Below are 25,173 nucleotides of genomic sequence, written 5' to 3' on the forward strand. Positions count from 1 at the left end.
GCACCCGGGTGCGGCTCCAACGCGGCCAGGGTCGCGGTGAGATGGGCGGCGGCCTCCTGGAGGACGGCCGCGGCGACCGCGTCCTGCTCGGCCGCCGCCCGCGGCACCAGGGGCGCGAGATCGGCCAGCCGCACCGGCGGGCGGTCCATCACGGCCGGCAGGAGACACGCCCGGTAGGCGGCCCGGAGCTCCGGCGCCCAGAGCTCGCCTTCGGCCGGGGGAAGCACGCCTGCCGGGATTCCCAGGGCCTGCCCGACCGCCGCCGTCAGTGCCGTCGGTCCGCCCCTCCCGTCAGCTGCCCGCAGGGCCGCCCGGGCCGCCTCACGTCCGATCCAGAATCCGCCGCCGTCGTCCCCCAGCAACCAGCCGTCCCCGCCGGACGTGGCGACCAGTGCGCGCCCCTCGATCCGGGCGGCGACCGCGCCGGTGCCGGCCACCAGGGCGAGTCCGTCGGCCGGCTGCCCGGGCGCGCCTGCGAAGGCCGCCTCGATGTCGCTGTAGACCTCGACCGCCTCGGTGCCGATGCCCAGCCGGGTCAACGCGGTGGTGAGAGCGGCCCGCGCCCGCACCCGCCCCGGCTCCTCCTCGGGAGCGCGGGCGGCCCCCGCGAAGCCGCCGACCACCGCGGCGACCCGCGCGCGCCCCGCCTCCGGCACGGCCGACGCGACCGCCTCGGCCAGGTGGTCGGCGAGATCCGGCGCCGACACGGCCAGCGCGTTGCCCGGCCCGGCCAAGCCCTCCCCGAGAACGCGCCCATCGGCGGCGTCCGCGAGGACGGCACGGGTCCGGGTGCCGCCTGCGTCGATCCCGACGACCCACCGGGATTCCGGATTCAGATCGCTACTCATTGTCACCCATGGTGGTCGGTACATCCGCGTCGGACATTCCCACGACGTGGACCGGAGCCTCGCCGACTTCCCCGAACTCGGTTACGCCTTGGGCCTGTTCGACTCGGCTTGCCGCCCCAACCCGTCACGTCACCCATCAGGAGGGTGACGACTTCGCGAGGTGATCCGCGTCCACGACCGCCTGCGCGAACGCCTCGGGTGCCTCCTGGGGGAGGTTGTGGCCGATGTCCGCCAGCGTGCGGTGCCGGTACGCGCCCGTGAACCTGTCCCGGTACGTGCTGCCGTCGCCCGGTGCCGTGAACGGGTCGCGTTCCGGGTCGAGGGCGATGGTGGGCACGGTGATGAACGGCCGTGCGGCGAGCCGCTTCTCGAGGTCGTCGTAGCGGCGCTCACCGTCGGCGAGGCTGAGCCGCCAGCGGTAGTTGTGGATGACGATGGCCGCGTAGTCGGGGTTGTCGAAGGCCGCGGCCGTACGGTCGAAGGTGGCGTCGTCGAAGTGCCAGGTCGGGGAGACCTCCTCCCAGACGAGCCGGGTCAGGTCACGGCGCTTGTCCCGGTCCTCCATCGCCTTTCGGCCGCGCTCGGTGGCGAAGTAGAACTGGTACCACCAGGTGTGCTCGGCCTTCGCCGCCAGCGGCTCCAGGTTGGCCTTGAGGTTGGTGATGAGGTACCCGCTCACCGACACCAGCGCCCGGCACCGCTCCGGCCAGAGCGCGGCGATGATGTCGGCGGTGCGCGATCCCCAGTCGAAGCCGGCCAGCACGGCCTTCTCGATCTTGAGGGCGTCCATCAGGGCGACGATGTCCAGGGCGACGGCCGACTGCTGGGCGTTGCGGAAGGTGCGGTCGGAGAGGAAGCGGGTCGTGCCGTGACCGCGCAGGTAGGGGACGATCACCCGGTAGCCCTGCTCGGCGAGCAGCGGGGCGACGTCGACGAAGCTGTGGATGTCGTACGGCCAGCCGTGCAGGCAGACGACCACGGGACCGTGGGCCGGACCGGCCTCCGCGTAGCCGACGTCGAGCAGTCCGGCTCTGATCCGCCTCAGCCGCGCGAAGGACGTGGCGCCCCCGGACTCCGGTGACGTGCCGCCGAAGGCGGACGGGAGCATGTGCGGACCACCCAGCGAGACAGTCGCCGCACCGGTTCCCAGAGCCGTGCCGAAGGTACGCCTGTTGATCACGTGAAGCCCTCCTCGATCCAGCGTTCACCGCCACTACCCGTCACCGGTCCAACCGGTGACGCATCGAGCATCCTGTCACAACACCCGTGGCACGCAGAGGCGTTCGGTCGACGACGCGCCGACGTCGTCGCGCGGAGGTGTGAGGATCCGCACTCCCCACGGCATTGCGCCGGCCGGGCCGGCACGCAAGAGTGTTCCAACCGCCGTACCCAGTCGAGCGAGATGCTTCCGTCGACCGCCGCACACGGTGGCCCGGGCGAAGAGGAAGAGAAGCGCGTGAGCCGCATATCGGTCCGGGGAATCGCGGTGGCGTCGGCCACCGCGGTCACCGCTGTCGGAAGTGTCGTCGGTGTCGCCTCGGGCAGCAGCGCGCAGAACAACGACGCGGAAGCGACGGCGACCGATGCCACCCTGCTCGCGGATCTGCCCGCGGGCCAGCAGGCGCAGGTGCAGACCGCGTCGCTGACGCAGCAGGCCGACGCCATGGCCGTGCAGGCGGACGTGAGCGCCACGAAGGACGCCGAGCGGGCCGCGCGCGCGGCGGCGGCCAAGGCCGCGAAGGCCAAGAAGGCCGCGGCCCAGGAGCGCGCCCAGGCCAAGGCCGCGGCCGGCGATCCCGCCGCCAGCTTCACCGTGCAGAGCTCCTACACGGTGGCGCAGATCAAGGCGATGGCCGCGGAGATCGTGGGCAGCAGCCAGTTCCAGTGCTTCAGCAACATCGTGGATCACGAGTCCACCTGGAACTACCTCGCGGTCAACCCGTCCTCCGGCGCCTACGGTCTCGTCCAGGCCCTGCCCGGCAACAAGATGGCCTCCGTCGCCTCCGACTGGCAGACCAACCCGGCCACGCAGATCAAGTGGGGCCTCAACTACATGAACACCACCTATGGCAGTCCCTGCCAGGCCTGGGCGTTCTGGCAGGTCCACCACGCGTACTGAGGACGCGGCAGGCGGCCTCGGACCACCGTTGCCCGGCGAGACGGCTAGGGGCGGTTGTCCCGAAGCCAGGCCAGGACCTGACCGGCGTGCTCGTTCGGGGGGAAGACCGGATAGAAGGCGTGCTCGATCACGCCGTCCCGGACGATCACGGTCAACCGCTTGTAGAGCGTCAGCCCGCTGGTCTCGAACGTGGGCAGGGCGAGTTCCCGTGCCAGGCTCCGTGCAGGGTCGGAGAGCATCTGGAACGGCAGATGCAGCCGCTCGACCACCTCACGCTGGTAGTCGGTCTCCTGGCTGGAGAGGCCGAACACACCGTCGGCACCCGCGGCGAGGAGTTCCTGGTAGTGATCGCGGAAACCGCATGTCTCGGGGGTGCACCCGCGCGCGCCGGGGATCGAGTCCCAGCCGTCGGGCAGGTCGACGTCCGGGCGGCCGGTGAGCGGGTAGACGTAGATCACGGTGCGTCCCGCGCCGAGCGCGTCGAGGCGGACGGCCGCGCCGTCGGTACCCGAAAGTTCCAGGCGGGGCATCTTCGTGCCGGGCAGGTGGTCGGCTGCGCCGTCGTCCTCGGGGACGGGCAGGTCTGCGGGCAGGCTGGTGTAGTCCGTCATCAGGTCCTCTCCTTCGTCGACCGGTGAGAGCCGGCTGCCCCGGTGGGCGGCCAGTTGCAGGTGCGAGACCAGTACCGCCCGACGGGCGGTGAGCCCCTCGATCCGCTGGGTGAGCTCGTCGATGGCGTCCCGGTAGGTGGCCAGCGAGGCCGGACACTCGTCGGCATGCCGGTGGCCGGCCGTGAGGCACTCCAGGAACGGGCGGGTGCGCTCGACAGGAATTCCGAGCCTGCCGAGCGCCCGGATCTCCTGCGTGAGCCGTACGTCGTGCTCGTCGTAGTCCCGGTAGCCGTTGGCCAACCGCTCGGGCGCGATCAGGCCCAGCGACTCGTAGTAGCGCACCGCCTTCGTCGTCACACCCGCCCGGCGGGCCAGCTCACTGATCTGCATGCCTCTCACCTCGAAGAACGCTAAACCTTGCCCCCAAGGGTAAGGTCAAGCCGAGCCGGAGGGACTGTTCCGGCGAGGGCCGCACAGGGCGCCGGCGCCCGCCGCCGAGGTGCGACAAACGCTGTTGCGTGGGGAGAGGGGCGCTTGCATCATCCCTTGATGGACGACACACCAAGCACATTCCCCACCGCTCTGCCCGCGCTGCGCGAAGCAGCCCACAAGGCAGGCTTCACCAGGTCGTGTGAGGAGCGAACCGGCAGCTTGCTGGCCGTACTCGCGGCTGCCCGGCCGGGTGGCCGCATTCTCGAACTCGGCACCGGCGTGGGCGAAGGCACCGCTTGGCTCCTGAGCGGGATGGACGGAGCCTGTCGTCTGGTCACGGTCGAACTCGACACTGCTGTCCAGGCGCTTGCCCGCGAGCAGTTGGGGGCTGACCCGAGGGTGACCTTTGTGGCCGGAGACGGCGGGGAATGGCTGGAGGACTATGACGGGGAGCCCTTCGACCTGGTGTTCGCGGATACCTGGCCCGGCAAATTCACCCATCTTGAACGGGCGTTGGAACTCGTGGCCCCTGGTGGCACCTACCTGATCGACGACCTGCTCCCACAGCCTGGGTGGCCGGAGGCCCATGCGGCCTCCGTGAAACGTCTCCTGGCCGAACTGGAAGGACGGCACGATTTCCGATCCGTCCGACTGGCATGGGCAAGCGGACTTGTCATGGCTGTGCGGGGGGCGTAGGAGCCACGGACTAGGCCGCCGACTTCACGGTCAGGTCGCCGCTCGTTGTGGACAGGTCCAGGCGGTACGTGCCTGACGGGTCGTTCTTGAACGCCACGTTCTTGTCGCCCTGGGAGTCGTCCGCCGAGATCCGGTACTTGGCAGGTGGTGCGGTGACTGTGAGGTTGCCGCTGGTCGTGCGAACTCTGATGTTCTGGGGTGTGGCGGCCCGGATCGTCACCTCGCCGTTCGATGTCTGTGTGTCGATGCCGCCGCCCCTGACGTCCTTGACGTCGACGTCCCCGTTGGACGTGCGTAGCTTCACGGGGCCCGTGGCGTTGGTCACCGCGATCTCACCGTTGCTTGTGTGTACATCGACGGTGCCGACACCGGTCAGTGCGAGGCCGCCGTTGGACGTGCCTCCCGTCACCGCAAGCCCGGCAGGCACCTTGACGGTGTAGTCGACGCCGCAGTGCTCGCCGCAGCCGGACAGCACCAGGACGCCGTCCCTGACGTGGAAGGACGTGCCACTCGGCTTGTCACCGCGGTAGTTGACCTTGCGGTGCACGGAGATCGTGGAGGCGTCGGCCGAAGCGTCCACCTTCACATCTCCGTTCCTGTTGTCGAGACGGATCGAGGTGATTCTCCGGGACACCTTGGCGTCGTCCTCGAAGGTCTTCTGGCTGAGCACCGAGCACGCGGACAGCCCGCTGACCGTGAGAGCAGCCAGAGCCACAACTGTAAGGACGCGCGTCTGTGGGCGTCGCATGAAAGTCCCCCCGTGTGAAGCGAGTTGAATCGCCTGATCAGTCATCGCGATCCTACGCAGCCGCTCTCCCGCCTTCACTGGGGAAAACCCCCCAATAACCAGGAGTGGGCCGTCCGGGTTCCACCGGAAGGGGGGCAGTGGCCCGCCTCGCACGGCGTGGTCTGCCGCCGCGCGAGGCCTCGTGCCGTCGTCGCTCCGCTCGCCGGCTAGCCGCACGTCAGTGTCGGTGTCCCCCAGTCGCCGTGGTCGTTGCCGTTGCCGTCGCCGGCGTCGCCGACTCTGAGGTCGAGCACCTGGGTGGCGCTGACGTCGACGTCGATGGGAACCGCGGCCTGTTTGCCGCGGATCGTCGGTGTGGTCACCAGGGTCCTGCCGTCGGCGATCACGGAGAACGTCACGGTGCCCGCGCCGCTCGTCTCGTCGTCGACGCCGACCTGCGCCGTCAGCCGCGAGCAGTTGCCGGCCAGGTAGAGCTGGACGTCGCTGACCGAGTTGGTGCCCAGGCCCTTGGCGTAGCCGACGCCCGCGATGGTGATCGGACGGCCGTCCCCGGCCGCCTGTTCGCCGACGCTGGTGTCCCGCTCCACCGGGCCCCACCCGTTGGTGGACGACAGGAACGGCAGGTCGCTCACCGCGCTCTCGCCGGCCGGCGGGGCCGGCGGGATCCCGCCGACGATGCGCTCGTCACTTCCGGTGGCGTGCCGTCCGCTCTGTATGTAGTCCACCGTGGCGGTGAGTGCCGAGGCGGAAGGGAGGGTGCCGTCGGGCGGCTGGACCTTCCAGGTGAAGGTGGCCGAGCCGCCCGGCCGTACGCGCGGGACCGTGGCGGGGCTCGTGGCGGTCGCGCTCCAGCCGTCGGGGGCGGCGAGCGAGGCTGTCAGGCGGGTGGCGGACGGCCGGTCCTTCGGCACCCGCACCGTGGCCTCGGCCGTGAAGGCCTGTGCGGGCTGCGCGGTGTCCGGCACGGCCAGGGTGACGTCCGTTCCCGGGCGCTTCGGCATCGCGTACTTCACGGGGTCGTAGCGGGGGCTGTCGTTCTGTGCGACGCGCAGGGAGGAGGCGTAGCTGCCGTAGTCGGTGAGGGAGACCTTGCCGAGTCCACCGGTGCTGCCGTCCAGGTTCCACACGGCGATGGCGATGCTGTTGTGGCCGTTGGGGTTGAGGATGCCGTTGGGCACGGGGAAGGTGTGCTGCGGGCCGAGGTAGTTGACGTAGTTGCCGACCTGCCAGCCGTTCACGAAGATCGTGGCACGGTACCTGCGGGACGGGTCGTCGGTGAACGTCAGCCCGATCGAGGTGTCCTGGCCGTGCGGCAGGTCCAGGTCGGCGTCGGTGCGGTACCAGGAGACGCCGGGGCGGGTGTCGGTGGTCGGCAGGGACACCTGGTTCCAGCTCTTGTCCGGGTAGCCGGGCAGGGACCAGCCGGCCCGCTCGCCGTACAGGCCGCCCGTGGAGAGCGGGCCGCGCACCGTGTCCTGGAGGTCCTCGCCGCCTCGTACGCCCTGCACCCGCCAGGTCACGGAGGACAGCGGCGCTCCGACGAGGGAGGCGCTGGTCAGGCCGCGTGCGGTCTTGTTGCCGTTGGTCGAGTTGTAGTCCTCCTCGTGTCCCATGTTCACGGTGAGCACGGAGATGACGTTGTCGCCCGACGACTTCAACGCGCCGGACGGGAAGGTGAAGTCGGCACTGCCGGTGGTGGAGCTGCCCAGGAAGGTGCCGTTGAGCCAGGCCGAGAACGCCTGCGCGTCTCCGCCGGAGTCCGAGACCAGGTGGACGCCGGTCTCCTTGCCGGTGGTGCGGAAGCGGCCGCGGTACCAGGTGTTGCCGGTGTGGAAGCCGTAGTCGTCCGCGTAGAGCACCGGCAGGGAGTTGGTGCCGGAGACACTGTTGGTGGTCGTCTTGTCGGCCACCTGCCAGCTTGAGTCGTCGAAACCGGCGGCCGACTCGGGGGATTCGTCGGCGTGCTTCCAGTTCGTCAGCGTCGGCAGGTCGATCGGGGCGGCCACCGGGATCGTCCCGGTGCGGCTCGCCGTGTCGGTGGCCTGGGTGCGTACCGTTCTGCCGTTCCAGGTGACGCGGTCGGCGGAGGTGAACACCTCGACGTTCTTGTCGTCGGCGTTGTCGCCGGTGAGTGCCACGGTGTGGCCGCCGTCCAGGCTGGTGGCCGTGCGCAGCAGGTGGGTGCCGCGGACGAGTACCGGGCCGGTGGCCGTGTCCTGGCGCCAGAAGGTCTCCGCCGTGGCCTTGTCGCCGACGAGCAGCAGGAGCGGGCGCTGTCCGGCGCCGCTGATGCTGATGCGGATCAGGCCCTGGTGGGTGTAGTTCAGCCGCAGGTCCCCGGTGGCCGCGTCCCAGGTGGTCGTGACCGCGCCGCCGGTGGCGGTCACGGTGGGCTCGGATGTGTAGCGCAGGACGGTTTCGCCGTCGCTGTCCTTGTCGCCGTAGAGGACGGCGACGTCCCGGTTCCCGATCGTCGCGCTGGTCATGATCTCCGACGTCGAGTACTGCAACTGGGTGTCACCGAGCCGGTAGTTGGCGACGATCACGTGCGAGTCGCGGCCGTCGAGGGTGATCGCGGTGCCGGGCTGCTGGGGCACGACCGGGTAGGTCGGCTCCGAGGCCGAGTCGCCGGTCGGTACGTCGATGGCGTCGACGGCCACGTAGTTGTCCGTCGAGGCCGAACCGTGGTTCCCGTCGACGACGATCTTCAGGGTGTGCGCGCCCGGTGTCAGGCCGGTCTTCTGGAAGAGCACCGCCTGGTTCTCGCTGCCGGAGTCGTCGACCGTGGCTTCCTTGGTGCCGTCGAGGTAGACGTCGGCGTAGCCGTGGTTGCCCGTCTTGGAGCCGATCCAGCGGATCGCGGTGCCGTCGAAGGGGACGGTGAGCGAGTCACCGGCCGTTTTCGAGAACGACTCGGTGTGCTTGTAGTCGCCGCCGGTATAGCTGGTGTTGGCCACGTGCGACCACGAACCGGTGTACTGCAGCGCGGAGTCGGGGTCGTCCCAGGTGTAGGTGGTGTCCGCGGCCGGCTGGGCGTTGAAGTCCAGGGCGATGTGTGTCCTGTCGACCGCGGTGGACGTGGAGTTGCCGTGCCGCAGGACGTGGAACTGGGTCCTGGTGTCGGGGTTCATCCGGGCGGTGTCGACGACCGCGGAGTCGTCCGGCGGGGTGGCCCTGATCGCCTCGGTCTTGGTCAGCGGGGCGACGGACTGGGTGAAGTACCCGATCAGCTTGTCCTCGTAGTACTTCGGGTCGAGCTGGCGGGTCTCCCGGATCGCGGCCCCGTAGTCGTACGACGTGTAGTTCTCCGGCATGCCCAGCCAGCCCCAGTTGGTGCCGCCGTACGTCATGTAGAAGCTCTGCGCGGTGGTGCCGACGGCGATGTTCTGTTTGTAGAAGACGTCGGCGAACTGGTCGTTGATCAGCTGGGCGCACTTGTCGTAGCCCGGTCCGCCCCAGGGATCGAAGGCGCCGCCCTGGAACTCCGGTGAGTACAGCGGTTTTCCGGCCGGGTGGTCGTAGCTGATGTCGGGGACGCCGTTCCACTTCGAGGGGTTCGAGCAGTTGAAGCCCTGCGGGTAGGAGTCCGGGCCGTCGACGTCGAGGGCGCCGGTGCCGGAGTTGAAGGTGCCGTTGTTGTTGCCGGTCAGCGGGACCGTGATGCCGTCGGCGCGGGCCTTGTCCTCCAGGTGCTGCATGTAGGAGCGGCCGGCGGCCGAGCCGTTGTAGTACTCGTTCTCGACCTGGTAGGCGATGACCGACCCGGTGCCGTTGGTCAGTTGGTGGCGGGCGATGATCCGATCGATCTGCGTCAGCCACTCGTCCGCGTACTTCAGGAACCGCGGGTCGTCGCTGCGGTTGTTGCCGGCCTTGGTGGTCAGCCAGCCGGGCAGGCCGCCGCTGTCGACCTCCGCGTTGATGTACGGCGCCGGGCGGGCGATGACGTAGAGCCCGGCCTCCTGGGCCATGTCGAGGAGCTTGTCGACGTCCCGCACCCCGGTGAAGTCGTACACACCGGGTTTCGGCGAGTGGTATCCCCAGTCGAAGTACAGCGAGGTGGAGTTGAATCCTGCGGCCTTCATCTTCTGGAAGATGTCGCGCCACAGGTCCTGGCTCGGCAGCCGGAAGTAGTGGAACTCGCCGGACCACAGGTAGGTGCGTTTGCCGTCGACGAGGAACGAGTAGCCGTCCAGACTCACCGTGTGCGTCTGCGGGGCGGCGGTGGCCGCGGCGGCGGACGCCTGCGTGCCGATGTCCTGCGCCGCGGCCGGCGCGATCACGCCCGCGGCCAGGGCGATGGTCGCCGCCGCCGCGAGAACGGGCCGCCACCACCGGCCGCCACCGGGTCTCGCAGCCTCTGAACCGATCCGATCACTCCGCACCGCGGCCTCCAGACCGACTGAGCAATCAACACCAAACAGACTCGGGCAAAGTCGAACAGTAAGGGGGTGCAAGGCTCAACACAATGGGGCGGAAGAACACCGTCGAGAAGGCAGAGGCGGCGCGTGACCCCCGCTGGACGAAACATCACTGACATAAAGTCACCTCCGTGTGCCCCTGGGCATGTTGACGCCGGGAGAACAGCCGATCTACGGTGAGCGCGAGCTACGAGTTCCGGTGATCAAGCCCTGGCTGGCCGGACGGCAACCCTCGACGCAGCGGGGTGCCCCAGGTGACGGCTCGGCGGATCTCTTCTTTCTGCAAGTGCGCTCACATCGGCCCCGAGGCGGGCCAGAACCCGGGAGGACGGCATGGCCAAGGCCCTGATGCTGTGTTCCCGGCTCCATGTCGACCTGCTGCTGGTGTCCAGCTGTCTGTGTCAGGGCTGATCCCGCCCTCCCCGGGTCGGCACATCTGCCGCTCGTCCGTGTGACCCGCTCCCCCCTGTTTCTCACGTGACCCTCGCACGCCATGGCGCAGCCTCGCGCCACGGCTGCCTCACGCACCCCTGATGCGGAAGTAGAGACTCCTGATGGCATTCCACACCGGTCCGACGCCGTCCAGACCCCTTCGCCCCGGCCTCGGCGCGATATCCCTCGGCACGGCGTTCCTGGTCGCGCTGACCGCCTGCACCAGCAGCAAGGACGGAAGCACCGCGAGCTCCGGCTCGGCGATCACCGTCGGTACCACCGACCAGGTCGCCAGCCTCGACCCGGCCGGGGCGTGGGACGCGGGCTCCGGCACCATCGAGAGCGAGGTCTACGCGACCCTGCTCAACCAGCAGAACGGCTCCGCGGACGTCTCCCCCGACCTGGCCACCGGGATCAGGCCGACCGGGCCCAAGGAGTACACGGTCACGCTGAAGAAGGGCCTGAAGTTCGCCAACGGGCATGAACTGACCTCCTCGGACGTCAAGTTCAGCTTCGACCGGGACCTGAAGATCGCCGACGAGAACGGCCCGTCGTCGCTGCTGTACAACCTCGCCTCGGTCGCCGCCCCGGACCCGACCACGGTCGTCTTCACCCTCAAGTCGGCCGACGACACGCTGTTCCCGCAGGTGCTGTCCACGGCCGCCGGCTACATCGTGGACGAGCAGGTGTTCCCCGCGGACAAGATCCTCGACGACAAGGCGATCGTCGCGGCCAAGCCGTGGAACGGGCCGTACGGCATCAAGAGCTACGACAAGAACTCACTGGTGTCCTTCACCGCCAACGCGGAGTACAAGGGGCAGCTGGGCGCGCCGAAGACCGAGAACATCCAGCTGAAGTACTACACGGACGCAAGCAATCTGAAGCTCGACGTCCAGCAGGGCACCATCGACGCCGTCTACCGCACGCTCACCACCGCCGACCTGGACGACCTCGGCAAGCAGAAGGACGTCAAGGTCCACACCGGCTCCGGCAACGGCATCCGCTACATCGTCTTCGACCTCGCCACCCAGCCCTACGGCACCAGGACGAAGAACGCCGACGCGAAGAAGGCCCTCGCCGTCCGGCAGGCGGTCGCGGACTCCGTCGACCGGTCCCAACTCGCCCAGCAGGTCTACAAGAACACCTACCAGCCGCTCTACAGCTCCGTCCCGGACGGCCTGACCGGCGCCACCCCCTCCTTCAAGTCGCTCTACGGCGACAAGAAGGGCGGCCCCGACAAGGCCGCCGCGGCGGCCCGGCTGAAGGCGGCGAAGGTGAGCACCCCGGTGACGCTCAACCTGCAGTACAACAGCGACCACTACGGGTCTTCCTCGGCCGACGAGTACGCGCTGGTCAAGACCCAGTTGGAGGCCACCGGGCTGTTCAAGGTGAACCTCCAGTCGACCGAGTGGACCCAGTACGGCAAGGACCGCGTCAAGCACCTCTACCCGCTGTACCAGCTCGGCTGGTACGCCGACTACCTCGACGCCGACAACTACCTCTCGCCCTTCTACTCGGCCAACAGCTGGGTCGCCAACGGCTACGACGACCCCGCCGTGCGTGCGCTGATCAAGAAGGAGGAGACCGAGACGGACGCCACGAAGCGGACCGGGCTCCTGAAGCAGGCGCAGGACAGGGCCGCCGCGCAGGTGCCGCTGCTGCCGCTGCTCCAGGGGTCCACCGCCATCGTCACCCGCAGCGACGTCAGCGGGGTGCCGGCCGAGCTGGACGCGAGGTACCAGTTCCGCTGGGCGGGACTCTCGAAAAAGTGAGCACTCTGACGCAGGAGACCCCCGGCGCCGTCGCCACCCCGGCCGACGGCGCCGCCGGGTACGGGTTCGCCCGATACCTGGTGGTCCGCTTCCTCCTCATCATCCCCACCGTGCTGATCCTGGTCAGTCTGGTCTTCTTCCTGATGCGGCTGACCGGCGACCCGATCAGCGCCGCCTTCGGCGACCGGCTCACCCCGGACCAGCTCCAGGCCAAGCTCCACCAGGCGGGCTACGACCGGCCGTTGCTCACCCAGTACCTGGACTACCTGCGCTCGCTGGCCACCGGCGACTTCGGCCGTACGGTCACCGACAACCAGCCGGTGACGCGTGTCCTCGGCACATACGGCGCCGCGACCGTCGAACTCGCCTGCTACGCACTCCTGGTGGCCCTGGTCATCGGCGTCCCGCTGGGCATGGTGGCGGCCGCCTACCGCGACCGGGCGCCCGACGTGGTCCTGCGCCTGTTCGCGATCCTGACCTACGCCACGCCCGTGTTCTTCGTGGGCCTGCTGCTGAAGCTGGTCTTCGCGATCTGGCTGGGCTGGCTGCCCGCGTCGGGCCGGGCGAGCACCGGTGTCCAGCTCTTCCTCCAGGACCAGACCAGCACGACCGGCGTGTACCTGGTCGACGCCCTGCGCAGCGGCGACGGCACGGCGATCACGGACGTGCTCCGGCATGCCGTGCTGCCCGGGGTGGCCCTGGGTCTGCTCGTGGCCGGCGTGCTGCTCCGGCTGGTGCGCACGAACCTGATCGGCACGCTCTCCGCCGAGTACGTCGAGGCCGCCCGCTCCCGGGGCGTGGCCCCGCTGCGCCTGGTCACCCGGCACGCCACCCGGCCCGCGCTGATCCCCGTCGTCACCGTGCTGGGGCTCCAGGTCGCCGGCCTGCTCGGCGGCGCGGTTCTCACCGAGACGACCTTCGAGTGGAAGGGCCTCGGCTACGAGCTCGCCCACTACCTGACGGTGCGTGACTTCCCGGCGGTGCAGGGCATCGTGGCCCTGTTCGCCGTCGTCGTGGCGGTGACCAACTTCCTCGTCGACGTCGTGGCCGCGCTGATCGACCCGCGAGTGAGGTACTGAGTCATGGCGCTGGTACTGGTACGACGGCTGCCGCTGCGGCTGCGGACGGGCGCGGGAGTACAGCGGGCCATGCTGCTCACCGGCCTGGTCCTGACCGTGCTGTTCGTCCTCACCGCACTGCTGGGACCGTTCCTCGCCCCGCACGGGTACGCCCAACTCCGTGACACTCACGGCCTGTTCGGCTCCCAGCAGCATCCGAGCGGCGCCCACCCGCTGGGCACGACCATCGCCGGGTACGACGTCCTGTCCCGGACGGTCTGGGGCGCGCGGACCGCGCTGCTGATCATCGTCGCCGCACTGCTGCTCTCGGTGGTGCCGGGCACCGTGCTCGGGCTGGTCTCCGGCTACCTCGGGGGCCGGCTGGACCGGCTCCTCGTGGGGCTGGCGGACGCGCTGTACGCCTTCCCGCCGCTGCTGCTCGCCATCCTCATGTCGATCGTGATCAGCGGTGGCCGGTCGAGTCTCGTCGGCGGTCTCGGGGCGGCCGCCTGCTCGGTCGCGGTGTCCTTCGTACCGCAGTACTTCCGGGTCGTACGGGCCGAGGTGATCCGGGTGAAGGCCGAGCCGTTCGTCGACGCGGCCCGGGTGATCGGCACCGGGCCGTGGCGCATCATGACCCGGCACGTGCTGCGCAACTCGGTGCGCACCCTCCCGCTGATCTTCACGATCAACGCCTCGGAGGCCATCCTCACCCTCGCCGGCCTCGGCTTCCTGGGCTTCGGCATCGAGCCCAACTCCGCCGCCGAGTGGGGTTACGACCTCAACCGCGCGGTCGCCGACGTCACTTCGGGCATCTGGTGGACGGCGATCCCGCCCGGCCTGGGCATCGTGCTCACGGTGCTGGGCACGACCCTGCTCGGCGAGGGCCTCACCGACCTGGCCGACCCGCGGCTGCGGCGCCGGACCGGCGCCCCCGCCCTTCCCGCGGACGGAGGCGGGGACGATGACTGACCTGCTGCGCATCGAGGACCTGCACGTCGGCTTCGCCACCGACACCGGCGCGGCGCCCGCCGTCCGCGGCGTCAGCCTCGCCGTCGCCCCCGGCGAGGTGCTGGCCCTGGTCGGCGAGAGCGGCAGCGGCAAGACCGTCACCGCCCGGTCCGTCCTCGGCCTGCTGCCCGGCACCGCGACCGTGCGCGGCCGGGTGCTGCTCGGTGACGGCATCTCGGATCCCGCGGAGGACGTGCTCACCGCGTCCCCGGCCCGGCTGCGCGCCCTGCGCGGCACGCACGCCGCGATGGTCTTCCAGGAACCCTCCACCGCGCTGAATCCCGTCTTCACCATCGGCTGGCAGCTCACCGAGGGCTTGCGCGCCCACGGGCGCGGCGGCTCCAGGGCCCAGCGGCGGGCGCTCGCCGTGGAATGGCTGGACAAGGTCGGCATCCCCGACCCGGCCACCCGCGTCGACCACTACCCGCACCAGTTGTCCGGCGGTCAGAAGCAGCGCGCGGTCATCGCCATGGCCCTCGCCCTGGGCACCCGGCTCATCGTCGCCGACGAACCGACCACCGCCCTGGACGTCACGGTGCAGGCGGAGATCCTGGAACTGCTGCACCGCTGCCGCACCGACTTCGGCACCGCCGTGCTGCTCATCACCCACAACATGGGCGTCGTCGCCGACCTCGCCGACCGGGTGGCGGTCATGCGGGCCGGAAAGGTGGTGGAACAGGCGCCGGTGCGCACGCTGTTCGCGGCGCCCTCGCACCCGTACACCCGGGAACTCCTCGCGGCCGTACCGGACTTCGGTAGCGGCGGACGCGCGCGGCCGTCGGTCGCTGCGGACGGGGAGGAACATCCGGTCGTACGTGCCTGCCGACTGGTCGTCGACTACCCCGGACGGCTGGGGAGCAAGGGCTTCCGGGCGGTGGACGGGGTGAGTTTCGAGATCGGGGCGGGTGAAGTGCTCGGGCTGGTCGGTGAGAGCGGCAGCGGCAAGACCACCATCGGGCGGGCCATCGCCGGGCTGACCGCGGTGACGGGCGGCCAACTGGAGCTGTTCGGCGATCCGTTGACCCGGAGGCGGAAGGGAACGGCCGGTCGGATCGGCTATGTCTTCCAGGACCCCGCCACCAGTTTCAATCCCCTGCTGACCATCGCCGAAAGCATCGCGGAACCGCTCGTCGTGCACCGCCGGGAGCTGGGTGCGAAGGAGATCCGGGCGCGGGCCGAGTCGCTGCTCGAAGCGGTGCGCCTGCCCCGCGCCTACGCGGACCGCTACCCGCACGAACTCAGCGGCGGCCAGCGTCAGCGCGCCGGCCTCGCCCGGGCGCTCGCGCTGCGGCCGAGGCTGCTGATCGCGGACGAGCCGACCTCCGCGCTGGACGTGTCCGTGCAGGCCAAGGTGCTGGACCTGTTCGGCGAGCTCCAGCGGGAACTGGGCTTCGCGGCGCTGTTCGTCAGCCACGACCTGGCCGTGGTGGAACAGGTCGCCGACCGGGTGGCGGTACTGCACCGGGGACGGATCGCCGAAGAGGGTCCCACCGGCCGGGTGCTCGGCAGCCCGCAGGACGACTACACCCGCAGGCTCGTCGCCGCCCTGCCGGTGCCCGACCCGGTCCGGCAGGCGAGACGTCAGCAGCGACCCGTGGAGGAAGGAGTGGCCGGCTCATGAGCGACGGCACACTGATCGAGGAAGTGCTGCGCAGTACACCCGTCTTCGACGGGCACAACGACCTGCCGGTGGCGCTGCGCGCGCGGGCCGGTTACAGCGTGGAAGGGCTCGACGCCGGCCGCCCGGAGTTGCACACCGACCTGCCCCGGCTGCGCGCCGGCGGGGTCGGCGCGCAGTTCTGGTCGGTGTACGTCTCCTCCGGGTTGCCCGAGCCCGAGGCCGTGGTGGCCACCCTGGAGCAGATCGACGCCGTCTACCGGCTCGCCGCCCGCTACCCCGGCACCCTGCGGATCGCCTACACGGCCGCCGACGTCGAGCGGGCGTTCACCGAGGGACGCATCGCCTCCCTGCTCGGGGTCGAGGGCGGGCACAGCCTCGCCGAGTCGTCCGGGGTGCTGCGCTCGTACGCCCGGCTGGGCGTGCGGTACGTGACCCTCACGCACAACGACAACACCTCCTGGGCCGACTCGGCCACCGACGAGCCGGTGGTCGGCGGTCTCGACGACACCGGCCGGGCGATCGTCGCGGAACTGAACCGCACCGGCGTGCTCGTGGACCTCTCCCACGTCGCCGAGTCCACGCAGCGCGCGGCCCTCGCCGTGTCCACCGCACCGGTCCTGTTCAGCCACTCCTCGGCACGCGCGCTCAACGACCACCCCCGCAACGTGAGCGACGAGGTGCTGGAGCTGCTCCCCGGCAACGGGGGCGTGATCCAGCTGACCTTCGTGCCGTACTTCGTCTCCGCCGACGTCGCCGCCTGGGGCCGGGCGCTCCAGGACGAGCGTGCCCGCCTCGGTCTGACCGCCGTGCCCTGGAGCTGGCCGCGCGCACCGCGCCCCGGCGAGGACCCGGCGCGGGTCGCCGAGGAGCACGCGGAGGCGTTCACCGTGGCTGCCGACGAGCGGTTGAAGAGCTGGCTCGATGCCCACCCCCGCCCCGAGGTGACCGTCGCCCAGGTGGCCGACCATGTGGAGCACGCCCGCGAGGTGGCCGGGGTGGACCACATCGGTCTCGGCGGCGACTACGACGGGGTGGACCATCAGCCGACCGGCCTCGCCGATGTCTCCGGTTATCCGGTCCTGCTGCGCGAACTCGCCGACCGGGGCTGGTCCCGGCCGGAGCTGGAGGCCCTGACCGGCCGGAACGTCCTGCGGGTCCTGCGTGCCGCCGAGGAACGGGCCACCGAGCCGCTGTGGCCCACGACCCCGCTGCGCTGACGCGCCGGTGGCGCCGGTGTGGGCCGCGTCGCTTGTTCTTGACATCCGCCGGGGCGTGCGACGTACGGTGAACCGATCGGTTTCTGACGGGTGGAGGCCCTTGATGCACGTATCCGGCGCGGCACCGCGAGGTGGGCGCTGTGGCGTGCGACTGATCATCCGCCGGCATGTCGACTACTGCCGCACCTGCTCCGCCGTCTGTCTGCCCGGACACCTCCTCTGACGCCTGCGGCCCGTCCCGCAAGCCAGTACCGCGCGCCGGTCGCGCAGGCGCGTCCCGCAGCTCGGGTACGCCGTGGCCGCGCCGGGTCCGCACGCCGTCGTCCCGCCCAGCACCCGTAGTCGCCACCACTCCCGCCTCGCGCGTCGTGGCTTCGCCCGGCTCTCGTCCCCTGCCTCTGCCTCTGCCCGTGGCGTCCGGCTCGCTCGTCGTGGCCGTGCGTCCGCCGAGTTCCCGTGCTTCCCGGAAGGAACGTCCATTGTCCGGCCCCGCCCTGCACCTCGCCGTCGAGATCGACGGTGACGGCGCCCACCCCGCGGCCTGGCGCCGCGCCGCCCACGCACCCGACCAGTTGCTCACCCCGCGCCGTGCGGCCGGCCTCGCCGCCGTGGCCGAGAACGCCGGCTTCACCCTGATCACCCTGGACGACGGGGTGCTGCCGCCCGGTGCCGCGCCGGATCCCGTCGGCCGGATCGGCGCGGTGGAGCGGGCGGCCTTCGTCGCGGCGTCCACGAGCACCATCGGGATCGCGCCCGTCGTACCGGTCACCTATGCCGAACCCTTCCATGTCTCCAGCCAGTTGGCGTCCCTGGACCACATCTCCGCCGGGCGCGCCGGGTGGGTGGTGGCGGAGGAGGAGCAGCCCGCGGCGGCCCGGGTCTGGGGGCGTCCGCTGGTCGGCGACGCGGCCGGACGGGCCCGGGAGTCCCGGGACGGGGTGGAGGTGGCCCGGGCCCTGTGGGACTCGTGGGAGGACGACGCGGTCATCCGGTCCGTGGCCACCAGCCGCTACCTCGACCGTGACCGGCTGCACTACATCGACTTCACCGGGGAGACCTACGCCGTGAAGGGCCCGGCGATCGTGCCGCGCCCGCCGCAGGGGCAGCTCGTCGTCCTGGGCCGCGCGGACCGGGTGCCCGCCGATCGGCTCGACGTCGCCCTGGTCGAGGGCCGCGACCCGGCGTCGGTCGCCGCGGCCGCGGCCGGCACCGGTACGCCGCGCGTCTTCGCCGAGGTCGAGGTGGCGCTGGACACGCCGGACGCGACCGGCGCCGAGCGGGTCGCCGACCTGGCGCGGTACGCGCCCTGGACTGACCGCGGACGGCTGCGGCACGTCGGCTCCGCGGACGGACTGGTCGCCGTTCTCGACGAGTTGAGCCGTCACGTGGACGGGGTACGGCTGCATCCCCTCGTCCTGGACGAGGACCTGCCGGTCGTCTCCCGCCTCGTCCTGCCGGCCCTGTCCGAGCGGCGCCTCACCGCCCGCCCGCTGCCCGGCACGTCCCTGCGCTCGGCCCTGGGGCTGGAGCGCCCCGCCAACCGTTTCGCCGCCGCGGCCGTCCAGGAGGAAGCCCGATGACCCGCACCGACCCCCTCGACGTCCCCCGGCCGCATGCCCAGCTGCACTTCGGGGTGTTCTTCCAGGGCGTGAACCACTGGACCATCTGGTCCGCCCCCAACAGCGGCTCGCAGATCGACCCCGCCTCCTTCCGGCGGGTCGCCCAGACCGCCGAACGGGGCCTGTTCGACGCGTTCTTCCTCGGTGAGGGACTCCGGCTGCGCGAGGTCGACGGCAGGATCCACGACCTCGACGTGGCCGGACGCCCGGACGCCATCACCCAGCTCGCGGCGCTGGCCGCGGTCACCCGCCGGATCGGCCTGGTCTCCACCTCCAACTCCACCTTCAACGAGCCCGCGGACCTCGCCCGCCGCCTCTCCGGCCTCGACCTGCTCTCCGAGGGCCGGGCCGGCTGGAACGTGGTGACCACCGACAACGCCTGGACCGGCGCCAACTTCCGCCGCGGCGGCTATCTCGACCACGCCGACCGCTACCGGCGCGCCGACGAGTTCCTCACCGTGGCCCGCGCCCTGTGGGACGGCTGGGACGACAAGGCGGTCGCGTCGTCCGCGGCCGCGCCGGCCTGGTCGGTGCCCGGTGCTGTACGCCGGGTGAGCCACCGGGGAGCGCAGTTCGACGTCGACCTCGCCCCCACCCTGCCGCGCAGCGCCCAGGGCCACCCGGTGATCTTCCAGGCCGGGGACTCCGGCGAGGGGCGTGACTTCGCCGCCCGCAACGCCGACGTCATCTTCTCCGCGCACGGCAACGACTTCGACGACGCGCTGGCCTTCGCCGAGGACATCCGGCGCCGCCTGCTGGCGGCCGGGCGGCCCGACGACGACCTGCGGATCCTGCCCGGCACCGAGATCATCATCGGCGCCACCGAGGAGGAGGCACAGGAGAAGAAGCGCTGGATCCGGCTCCAGCAGGTCACGCCCGCCACGGCCCTCGGAGTCGCCGGACTGCTGTGGGGCATCGACCTGTCCGACCGCGACGCCGACGGACCGCTGCCGGCGGAGGACCCGGTCGTCACCGAGAACGACGGCTCCTTCGGGGCGCGGCGGATCGCCGACCCGCGCACGGTGGTGGCCGAGTGGCGGGCGAAGGCGCAGGCGCACGGCTGGTCGCTGCGCGAGACCGTCATCGCGCTCGGCCCGCAGCGCGGACACGTCGGCACTCCGTCCGGCCTGGCCGACAGGTTCGCCCGCTTCGTGCGGCACGGCGCGGTCGACGGCTTCAACGTCACGCCGTACCTCATCCCCGCCGGGCTCGACGACATCGTCGACCTGCTCGTCCCGGAACTCCAGGAACGCGGGGTCTACCGCACCGAGTACACCGGCACCACCCTGCGCGAACACCTCGGCCTGCGCGAACCGCTCACCCACCGCGCCGCGCCCGAGCGGCGGGAGGCGGGCTGAGCACCCCACTGCCGGGACCCGGTGCCAGGACCCGGTGCCGGGACCGTCCGGGTCACCGCCGGGCCCGGCGCCGTACGGACGGCTCGTGGTCGCGCTGCCGGTCGAGTACGTCGTCGGCCGGGCAGCGGCCGCGGCGGACGTAGCGGTCGGCGTAGGCCGCGACGGCGTCCGTGACGGCTGTGCCGGCGCCCAGCCGGGGCAGGGCGTCCAGCGCCGCGGCGAAGCAGGTCACGGCGGCGCGCCGCAGTTCCGGGTCGGCGAGCCCGTGGCGCGCCGCGTCGGTCCACAGCGGGTTGTGCGGCGCCGGGGCCCCGGCGGCCCGCCGCGCCAGGGGCTGCGCCGCCCGGTGCGCGGTCTCGGCGGCACCCGGGTCGTCGAACAGGGCCGTGACCACCGCGAGGGGCACGGTCCACCCGTCGTCGCCGGGCTGTGCGTCGATCATGCGCAGTTCCAGGTGGCCGCGCGGCCTGACGGGCGGAAACAGCGTGCTGATGTGGTAGTCGAGGTCCGCACGGGTCGGCGGGCGCATGGTGTGCGAGCGGGTCCAGGCGCGGAAGCTCACTCCGTCCGGCACCTCCCAGGGGCCGTCCCGCCGTATGCACATCACCGGTGCGTCGAGGACCCGCCGGGTCCAGGCACGGCGCGGGTCGGAGGCCGGGGAGGGTCCGCCGGCCCGCCCCGGATCGAGTTGCGCCCATTTCAGTTGCCGTGTGGACAGCCAGCCCGTGGCGCGGCCCTCGGCCATGGGCGAGTTCGCGAACGCCGCGACCAGGACGGCGCCCAGGTGGTGCGCCAGCCACCAGCGGCGGGCGAATCCGGTGGCGCCGGGTTCCTCCTGTCCGGCGTCGAGGCACACCTGGACGGAGGCCGAGGTACACATCAGGGTTCGCCCGGCCGGACCCGTACGGTCGAGGCAGGCCTCCATGGCGTCGTAGCGCCGCTCCCGCAGGAACCGGCGCGGCGGCTGCCAGGGGTCGACGCCCATGCCGGCCAGGGTCAGGCCGTGCCTGCGCAGTGCGGTGCGCACCGCCGCCAGATCGGCCGAGACCTCCGAGACGCACCGGGCCAGCGACGGGGCCGGCCGGGAACTCAGCTCCACCTGACCGCCGGGCTCGACGCTCAGCCCGGACGTCAGCGGCAGGGTCCGCAGCTCATCGTGGGCCGCTGCCAGGTCCTCCCGGCGCACGGCGTCGTGCGGTGCACGCTCCCGGTGGACGAGCCACTCCACTTCGACCCCGACACTGCGCGGCGGGCCGGTCTTGAAGCAGATTCCCTCGACCAGCGCCTCCGCCTCGTGCTCGGTCAGGGCAGGGCCGTCCACGCCGCACTCCGGTGAAACCGACATCCGGGAGCCTCCTGAGCCGCCTCAGGGCCGTCGGGGATCCGACGTCCGGTACGCGTACCGCTGTGCCTGCTGCCAGAGTCCGCCGTCCCGCCCTGTCATGACAAGGGCGCACTTTCCAGACAGCCGGGCACTCGGTGACTCGCATGGCAACCCGGAAGCCCGGGCCGCCCTCAGCCGTCGGCGACCCGCCGCCGGTGTCCCGGCGCACCTCCTGCCGGATGCGCGTGTCCCGGTCGTGTGCGTGGTGCTCCAGCATGCGCAGCCGGGCCGTCTCGGCTGTAGCGGAGTTGCTCCGTGATGCCGTCGAAGGCATCAGGGCCGACTTGCCCTTGACGTGCGCGTCAGGGGTTAGCTTCTGCGCTCCGGCAGCCCGGCCGAATCCGGCTGCCCCAGCCCTCGCACACCCCCGCACCCGTTCAGGAGCCCCGACATGGCCGTCGACCTGCCCTCCACATCCCGCGAGATCCTGCTGGCCGGCACACCCGGCGGGCTGCCCGGGCCCGAACACCTCACGATCACGCCAAGGCCGGTCCCCCACCCCGGGCCGGGGCAGGTCCTGGTCCGGAACCAGTACTTCCTCGTCTTTCCCGGACTGCGCACGCTGATCGGCGACGAGGCCGACGGCATGCCGCTCCCCCGCATCCACCCCGGAGACACGCTGTACGGTCCCGCGGTGGGTGAGGTCGTCGCGGCCGGCCCCGGCAGTCCGTTGCGTCCGGGGGACACGGTCACGCATCTGCTCGGGTGGCGCGAGTACGCACTCGTCGCGGCGACGGACTGCACTCCGCTCGGCGACCTCCTGCCCGACCCGGTGGCCCACCTCTCGTCCGGATCGGCCGCCTACGGGGCGTTGACCCGGCTCACCGAAGTCCGCCCCGGCGACACGGTGTTCGTCACCGGAGCGGCCGGAGCCGTGGGCACGCTGGCGGGCCAGATCGCCCGGCTGCTGGGCGCCGGGAGGATCATCGGGAGCACCCGGTCGCCGGCCAAGGCCGAGCGGCTGCGGGCCGAACTGGGCTACGACGCGGTCGTGGTGCCCGGGACCGGGCCCGTCGACGACCAACTGGCCGTGGCGGCACCGGACGGGATCGACGTGCTCCTGGACAACGTCGGCGGTGAGCAGCTGACCGCGGCCGTACGCGCCGCGCGCCGGGGCGCCCGCTTCGCCCTGGTGGGCGCGCTGTCAGGACAGTTGTCGCCGAGCCGCGGCGGTGGCAGTTCGCCCGCGGAGATCGACACCTTCCGCCTCGTCTGCCAGGGCATCTCGCTGCACGGCTACAGCGGACAGGACCATCCCGACGTCGGGGCGGAGTGGACCAGGCGCTTCGGGGACTGGCTGCGCTCCGGCGAGATCACCTTCCCTCACGTACGGATCCTGGGCATGGATCGGGCCCCTCGGGCGTTGCAGGAACTGTTCGAGGGGCGGCACTTGGGAACCGTCGTCGTGGAGTTGCCGCCGCGGTGACACGTCGGCGCGCGGTCGCGGCGACGGAGGCTGAGGCTCGGGGGAGGACATGCGGATCGGGGATGCGGCGGCAGCGGCGGGGACGACCCCGCGGGCACTGCGGTTCTACGAGGAACGGGGGCTGCTGCCACCACCGCGGCGCACGGCCTCCGGGCAACGCGAGTACGGACCGGACGAGGTGGCCAGAGTCCGTGTCATCCGTGAACTGCTGGCGCTCGGTCTCACCGTCCAGGACCTGCGCAGTCTCGCCGACCGGCTCGCGCTGCTCGGCGAGCTCCCTCCGGGGCGATGCGGGCACCCCGACAGCGACCGACCCGGCTTCGGGGTGATCGCCCGCAGGCTCGCGGCCCTGGACGCCGAGATCGACCGGCTGACCCGGCTGCGCGAAGGACTGGCCCAGCGCACCTTCGGTCAGCCGTGACGACACGTCATCGTCGGCGGGGTCGGCGCCGGTTCTCAGTCGGGGTACAGGGGCCCGACCGCCGTACGGGCGCCGAGCGCCCTGCCCTTGCCCCAGCCGAGTTCGCGTCGGTATCCGCCGAGCAGGCCGGACTGCTCCAGCTCGGCCACGTCGCGGAAACGCGAACCGGGAGCGACCGCGCTCACCAGCGGTGCGACGAACAGGGCGTCGGTGGGGCAGTACGCCTCGCACTGGAAGCAGGTCTGGCAGCTGTCCTGTCTGGCGATCACGGGGACGCCGTCCGGACCGCGGTCGAAGACACGCGTCGGGCAGACGTCGATGCACAGGTCGCATCCGATGCAGCGGTCCGGTTCGACGATCTCGATCATGCGGCTCGGCCTCCTGCGACGGCCGCCGCCCGGGGCGCGGACTCCGGACGGCTCCAGACCTCGTCGAGCCCGCCCGTGAGCAGCCGGTAGTGCTGGGCGGGGTCCTGACCCGGCCGGTCGATGCGCTTGTGCATGCCGCGCGACTCGGTCCGCTGCAGGGCCGCGTGGTACATCCAGCGGCCGTGCGCCACCATCGCGGCCGCTTCCCTGGCCCGGAACAGGTCCTCGCCACGGGCGCCCAGACCTTCGCGCACCGCGGACCACGTTCCGTGCAGGGAACGCAGGGCCGGTCCCAGACGGTCCGCGTGCCGCAGGTAGTTGCGGTCGTACGGCAGCACCTGGCGCTGTACGTCGGCGACGACCTCGCGGTGGCCGACCGGCACGGCACCGGTCGGCCGCAGACCGGCCGTGCCGACCGCCCGCAGCCCGCGGCCGGGACGACCCCGGCGGGTGGCGAACGCGGCGGCGCCCCGGCCCGCCCAGCTGCCCGAGGAGGCGGCCCACGCGGCGTTGTGGCTGCCGCCCCCGGTAAAGCCACCGCAGATCAGCTCGCGTGTCGCGGTGTCGCCGGCCGCGTAGAGGCCTGGCACGTCGGTCGAGCAGTCGGCGCCGGCGATGCGTACCCCGCCGGTCCCCCGTACGGTGCCCTCGGCCAGCAGGGTGATCTCGAAGAGGTCGGTGAACGGGTCGATGCCCAGCCGGTCGAAGACCAGGAAGGTGTTCGGCTGCCCCTTGCGCATGGCTCGCCGGTCGTCGGGCGTCGCCCGGTCGAAGCGGGCGTACACCGGCTCCTTGAGAAGCGCCCGCGCGATCGCCGACCTGCCGCCCTTGCTGGCCGCGCCTTCGAGCACCGAACCGTCGGCGCGGTAGAAGCTCGCCCAGGAGTAGTAGGCCGTCTTGGTCAGTGACGTGCCCTTGGGGGCGATGGCGTAGGCGTTGGAGAACTCCATCCCGGACAGCTGTGCTCCCGCCTCCACGGCCAGCAGTGCGCCGTCCCCGGTGTTGACGTCACAGCCGAGGGTCTTGGACTGGAAGGCGCACCCGCCGGCGGCGAGCACCACCGCGGCCGCCTCGATGCGGACGGTCTCACCGGTCGTACGGTCCACCGCCCGTGCACCCGACACGACCGAGTCGGAATCGACCAGCAGCTCCAGCACGGGTGTGTGGTCGAGGATGCGTACGCCCAGGCGCTGTACGCGGGTCCGCTGCCGGCGCATGTACTCCGGGCCTTGGAGGTCGCTGCGGATCTGACGGCCGTGAGCGTCCACGGGGAAGGGGTAGCGCTGCACCCGGGCGAGCTCGTCCATGCGGGCGTGGGTCTCGTCGAGGACCCGGGCCATCCAGTCCCGGTCGGCGAGGTGGCCCCCGAGGCCCTCCCGGCTCGCCATGGCGGCCTCGCGCAGTTCGGGGACGTCGTCGACGTACCAGATGCCGGTGCCGACCGACGCGGTCGCTCCGCTCGCACCCGTGTAGCCCTTGTCGGCCAGGACGACGTCGGCGCCGGCCTCGGCGGCCTTGATCGCCGCCCAGGTGCCGGCGGGGCCGCCGCCGACCACCAACACGTCGGTACGGAGGGTCTGTTCGGAATCGGTGCTCGTCATGGCATGCGTTCCT

The 25,173-nt window shown here is 71.6% G+C and carries 19 protein-coding genes and 1 riboswitch; of the genes, 11 read left to right on the forward strand and 8 right to left on the reverse strand.

The annotated features are described in order from the left end of the window. Positions 1–848, reverse strand: an 848-nt coding sequence (locus tag ACWGKQ_RS29475) for a BadF/BadG/BcrA/BcrD ATPase family protein (protein WP_453295022.1), incomplete at its 3' end; no start/stop codon positions are given. Positions 849–984: 136 nt separating this feature from the next. Further along, on the reverse strand, positions 985–2,028 hold the full coding sequence (locus ACWGKQ_RS29480; protein WP_453295023.1) for an alpha/beta fold hydrolase: 1,044 nt from the start codon (positions 2,026–2,028) through the stop codon (positions 985–987). Between the two features lie 276 nt (positions 2,029–2,304). Here ACWGKQ_RS29480 and ACWGKQ_RS29485 point away from each other — a divergent pair, with 276 nt between their 5' ends. Beyond that, entirely contained in the window at positions 2,305–2,967 is a 663-nt protein-coding gene (locus ACWGKQ_RS29485) for an aggregation-promoting factor C-terminal-like domain-containing protein (RefSeq protein ID WP_453295024.1), read from the forward strand. Between the two features lie 44 nt (positions 2,968–3,011). On the opposite strand, the gene ACWGKQ_RS29490 is transcribed toward ACWGKQ_RS29485, so the two are convergent. After that, positions 3,012–3,968 (reverse strand): redoxin family protein, encoded by a 957-nt coding sequence (locus tag ACWGKQ_RS29490; RefSeq protein ID WP_453295025.1) that lies wholly within the window; start codon positions 3,966–3,968, stop codon positions 3,012–3,014. 159 nt (positions 3,969–4,127) lie between these two features. Here ACWGKQ_RS29490 and ACWGKQ_RS29495 point away from each other — a divergent pair, with 159 nt between their 5' ends. Beyond that, positions 4,128–4,706 carry an O-methyltransferase gene (locus tag ACWGKQ_RS29495; protein WP_453295026.1) on the forward strand — a complete coding sequence of 193 codons (579 nt, stop codon included), beginning with the start codon at positions 4,128–4,130 and terminating at the stop codon, positions 4,704–4,706. Between the two features lie 10 nt (positions 4,707–4,716). On the opposite strand, the gene ACWGKQ_RS29500 is transcribed toward ACWGKQ_RS29495, so the two are convergent. Then, positions 4,717–5,421: a DUF4097 family beta strand repeat-containing protein gene (locus tag ACWGKQ_RS29500; RefSeq protein ID WP_453295027.1), complete on the reverse strand. Its 705-nt coding sequence runs from the start codon at positions 5,419–5,421 to the stop codon at positions 4,717–4,719. 239 nt (positions 5,422–5,660) lie between these two features. Next, positions 5,661–9,836, reverse strand: coding sequence for a beta-galactosidase (locus ACWGKQ_RS29505; protein ID WP_453295028.1), 4,176 nt, complete (start codon positions 9,834–9,836; stop codon positions 5,661–5,663). Between the two features lie 221 nt (positions 9,837–10,057). Then, positions 10,058–10,167: riboswitch (SAM riboswitch) on the forward strand. A gap of 259 nt (positions 10,168–10,426) precedes the next feature. On the opposite strand from ACWGKQ_RS29505, the gene ACWGKQ_RS29510 reads away from it, so the two are divergent. The 7 genes from ACWGKQ_RS29510 (at position 10,427) to ACWGKQ_RS29540 (ending at position 19,960) form a co-directional block, all read left to right on the forward strand. Next, a complete protein-coding gene (locus ACWGKQ_RS29510) occupies positions 10,427–12,076 on the forward strand; it encodes an ABC transporter substrate-binding protein (protein ID WP_453295029.1) in 1,650 nt (549 codons plus the stop codon). Next, entirely contained in the window at positions 12,073–13,155 is a 1,083-nt protein-coding gene (locus ACWGKQ_RS29515; protein WP_453295030.1) for an ABC transporter permease, read from the forward strand. Before ACWGKQ_RS29510 ends, ACWGKQ_RS29515 begins: the two co-directional genes overlap by 4 nt. Before the next feature lie 3 nt (positions 13,156–13,158). Next, positions 13,159–14,106 carry an ABC transporter permease gene (locus ACWGKQ_RS29520; RefSeq protein ID WP_453295031.1) on the forward strand — a complete coding sequence of 316 codons (948 nt, stop codon included), beginning with the start codon at positions 13,159–13,161 and terminating at the stop codon, positions 14,104–14,106. After that, positions 14,099–15,766: a dipeptide ABC transporter ATP-binding protein gene (locus tag ACWGKQ_RS29525; RefSeq protein ID WP_453295032.1), complete on the forward strand. Its 1,668-nt coding sequence runs from the start codon at positions 14,099–14,101 to the stop codon at positions 15,764–15,766. The genes ACWGKQ_RS29520 and ACWGKQ_RS29525 overlap by 8 nt, the downstream gene beginning before the upstream one ends. Next, on the forward strand, positions 15,763–16,983 hold the full coding sequence (locus ACWGKQ_RS29530; RefSeq protein WP_453295033.1) for a dipeptidase: 1,221 nt from the start codon (positions 15,763–15,765) through the stop codon (positions 16,981–16,983). The genes ACWGKQ_RS29525 and ACWGKQ_RS29530 overlap by 4 nt, the downstream gene beginning before the upstream one ends. 479 nt (positions 16,984–17,462) lie before the next feature. Then, positions 17,463–18,563 carry an LLM class flavin-dependent oxidoreductase gene (locus ACWGKQ_RS29535; RefSeq protein WP_453295034.1) on the forward strand — a complete coding sequence of 367 codons (1,101 nt, stop codon included), beginning with the start codon at positions 17,463–17,465 and terminating at the stop codon, positions 18,561–18,563. Next, positions 18,560–19,960 (forward strand): NtaA/DmoA family FMN-dependent monooxygenase, encoded by a 1,401-nt coding sequence (locus ACWGKQ_RS29540; protein ID WP_453295035.1) that lies wholly within the window; start codon positions 18,560–18,562, stop codon positions 19,958–19,960. The genes ACWGKQ_RS29535 and ACWGKQ_RS29540 overlap by 4 nt, the downstream gene beginning before the upstream one ends. A gap of 52 nt (positions 19,961–20,012) precedes the next feature. Here the strand turns inward: ACWGKQ_RS29540 and egtA are convergent, their stop codons facing one another. Further along, on the reverse strand, positions 20,013–21,305 hold the full coding sequence (gene egtA, locus ACWGKQ_RS29545) for an ergothioneine biosynthesis glutamate--cysteine ligase EgtA (protein ID WP_453295036.1): 1,293 nt from the start codon (positions 21,303–21,305) through the stop codon (positions 20,013–20,015). Between the two features lie 430 nt (positions 21,306–21,735). Here egtA and ACWGKQ_RS29550 point away from each other — a divergent pair, with 430 nt between their 5' ends. After that, entirely contained in the window at positions 21,736–22,770 is a 1,035-nt protein-coding gene (locus ACWGKQ_RS29550) for an MDR family NADP-dependent oxidoreductase (RefSeq protein ID WP_453295037.1), read from the forward strand. A 49-nt stretch (positions 22,771–22,819) separates the two neighbouring features. After that, positions 22,820–23,191, forward strand: a complete 372-nt coding sequence (locus tag ACWGKQ_RS29555) for a MerR family transcriptional regulator (RefSeq protein WP_453295038.1) — start codon at positions 22,820–22,822, stop codon at positions 23,189–23,191. Positions 23,192–23,226: 35 nt separating this feature from the next. On the opposite strand, the gene ACWGKQ_RS29560 is transcribed toward ACWGKQ_RS29555, so the two are convergent. Together ACWGKQ_RS29560 and ACWGKQ_RS29565 are read right to left on the reverse strand one after the other, a co-directional pair. Then, on the reverse strand, positions 23,227–23,559 hold the full coding sequence (locus tag ACWGKQ_RS29560; protein WP_453295039.1) for a 4Fe-4S binding protein: 333 nt from the start codon (positions 23,557–23,559) through the stop codon (positions 23,227–23,229). Next, entirely contained in the window at positions 23,556–25,160 is a 1,605-nt protein-coding gene (locus ACWGKQ_RS29565; RefSeq protein ID WP_453295040.1) for an FAD-dependent oxidoreductase, read from the reverse strand. Before ACWGKQ_RS29565 ends, ACWGKQ_RS29560 begins: the two co-directional genes overlap by 4 nt. Positions 25,161–25,173: the final 13 nt, after the last annotated feature.

It is taken from the genome of Streptomyces sp. NPDC054770 (assembly GCF_053611985.1).

What these genes read in the sequence shown, in the direction of transcription:
- ACWGKQ_RS29525 (WP_453295032.1), top strand. Translation starts at nt 14,099, where the DNA reads ATGACTGACCTGCTGCGCATCGAGGACCTGCACGTCGGCTTCGCCACC.
- ACWGKQ_RS29495 (WP_453295026.1), top strand. Translation starts at nt 4,128, where the DNA reads ATGGACGACACACCAAGCACATTCCCCACCGCTCTGCCCGCGCTGCGC.
- ACWGKQ_RS29560 (WP_453295039.1), bottom strand. Translation starts at nt 23,559, where the DNA reads ATGATCGAGATCGTCGAACCGGACCGCTGCATCGGATGCGACCTGTGC.
- ACWGKQ_RS29555 (WP_453295038.1), top strand. Translation starts at nt 22,820, where the DNA reads ATGCGGATCGGGGATGCGGCGGCAGCGGCGGGGACGACCCCGCGGGCA.
- ACWGKQ_RS29530 (WP_453295033.1), top strand. Translation starts at nt 15,763, where the DNA reads ATGAGCGACGGCACACTGATCGAGGAAGTGCTGCGCAGTACACCCGTC.
- ACWGKQ_RS29550 (WP_453295037.1), top strand. Translation starts at nt 21,736, where the DNA reads ATGGCCGTCGACCTGCCCTCCACATCCCGCGAGATCCTGCTGGCCGGC.
- egtA (WP_453295036.1), bottom strand. Translation starts at nt 21,305, where the DNA reads ATGTCGGTTTCACCGGAGTGCGGCGTGGACGGCCCTGCCCTGACCGAG.
- ACWGKQ_RS29520 (WP_453295031.1), top strand. Translation starts at nt 13,159, where the DNA reads ATGGCGCTGGTACTGGTACGACGGCTGCCGCTGCGGCTGCGGACGGGC.
- ACWGKQ_RS29540 (WP_453295035.1), top strand. Translation starts at nt 18,560, where the DNA reads ATGACCCGCACCGACCCCCTCGACGTCCCCCGGCCGCATGCCCAGCTG.
- ACWGKQ_RS29490 (WP_453295025.1), bottom strand. Translation starts at nt 3,968, where the DNA reads ATGCAGATCAGTGAGCTGGCCCGCCGGGCGGGTGTGACGACGAAGGCG.
- ACWGKQ_RS29565 (WP_453295040.1), bottom strand. Translation starts at nt 25,160, where the DNA reads ATGACGAGCACCGATTCCGAACAGACCCTCCGTACCGACGTGTTGGTG.
- ACWGKQ_RS29510 (WP_453295029.1), top strand. Translation starts at nt 10,427, where the DNA reads ATGGCATTCCACACCGGTCCGACGCCGTCCAGACCCCTTCGCCCCGGC.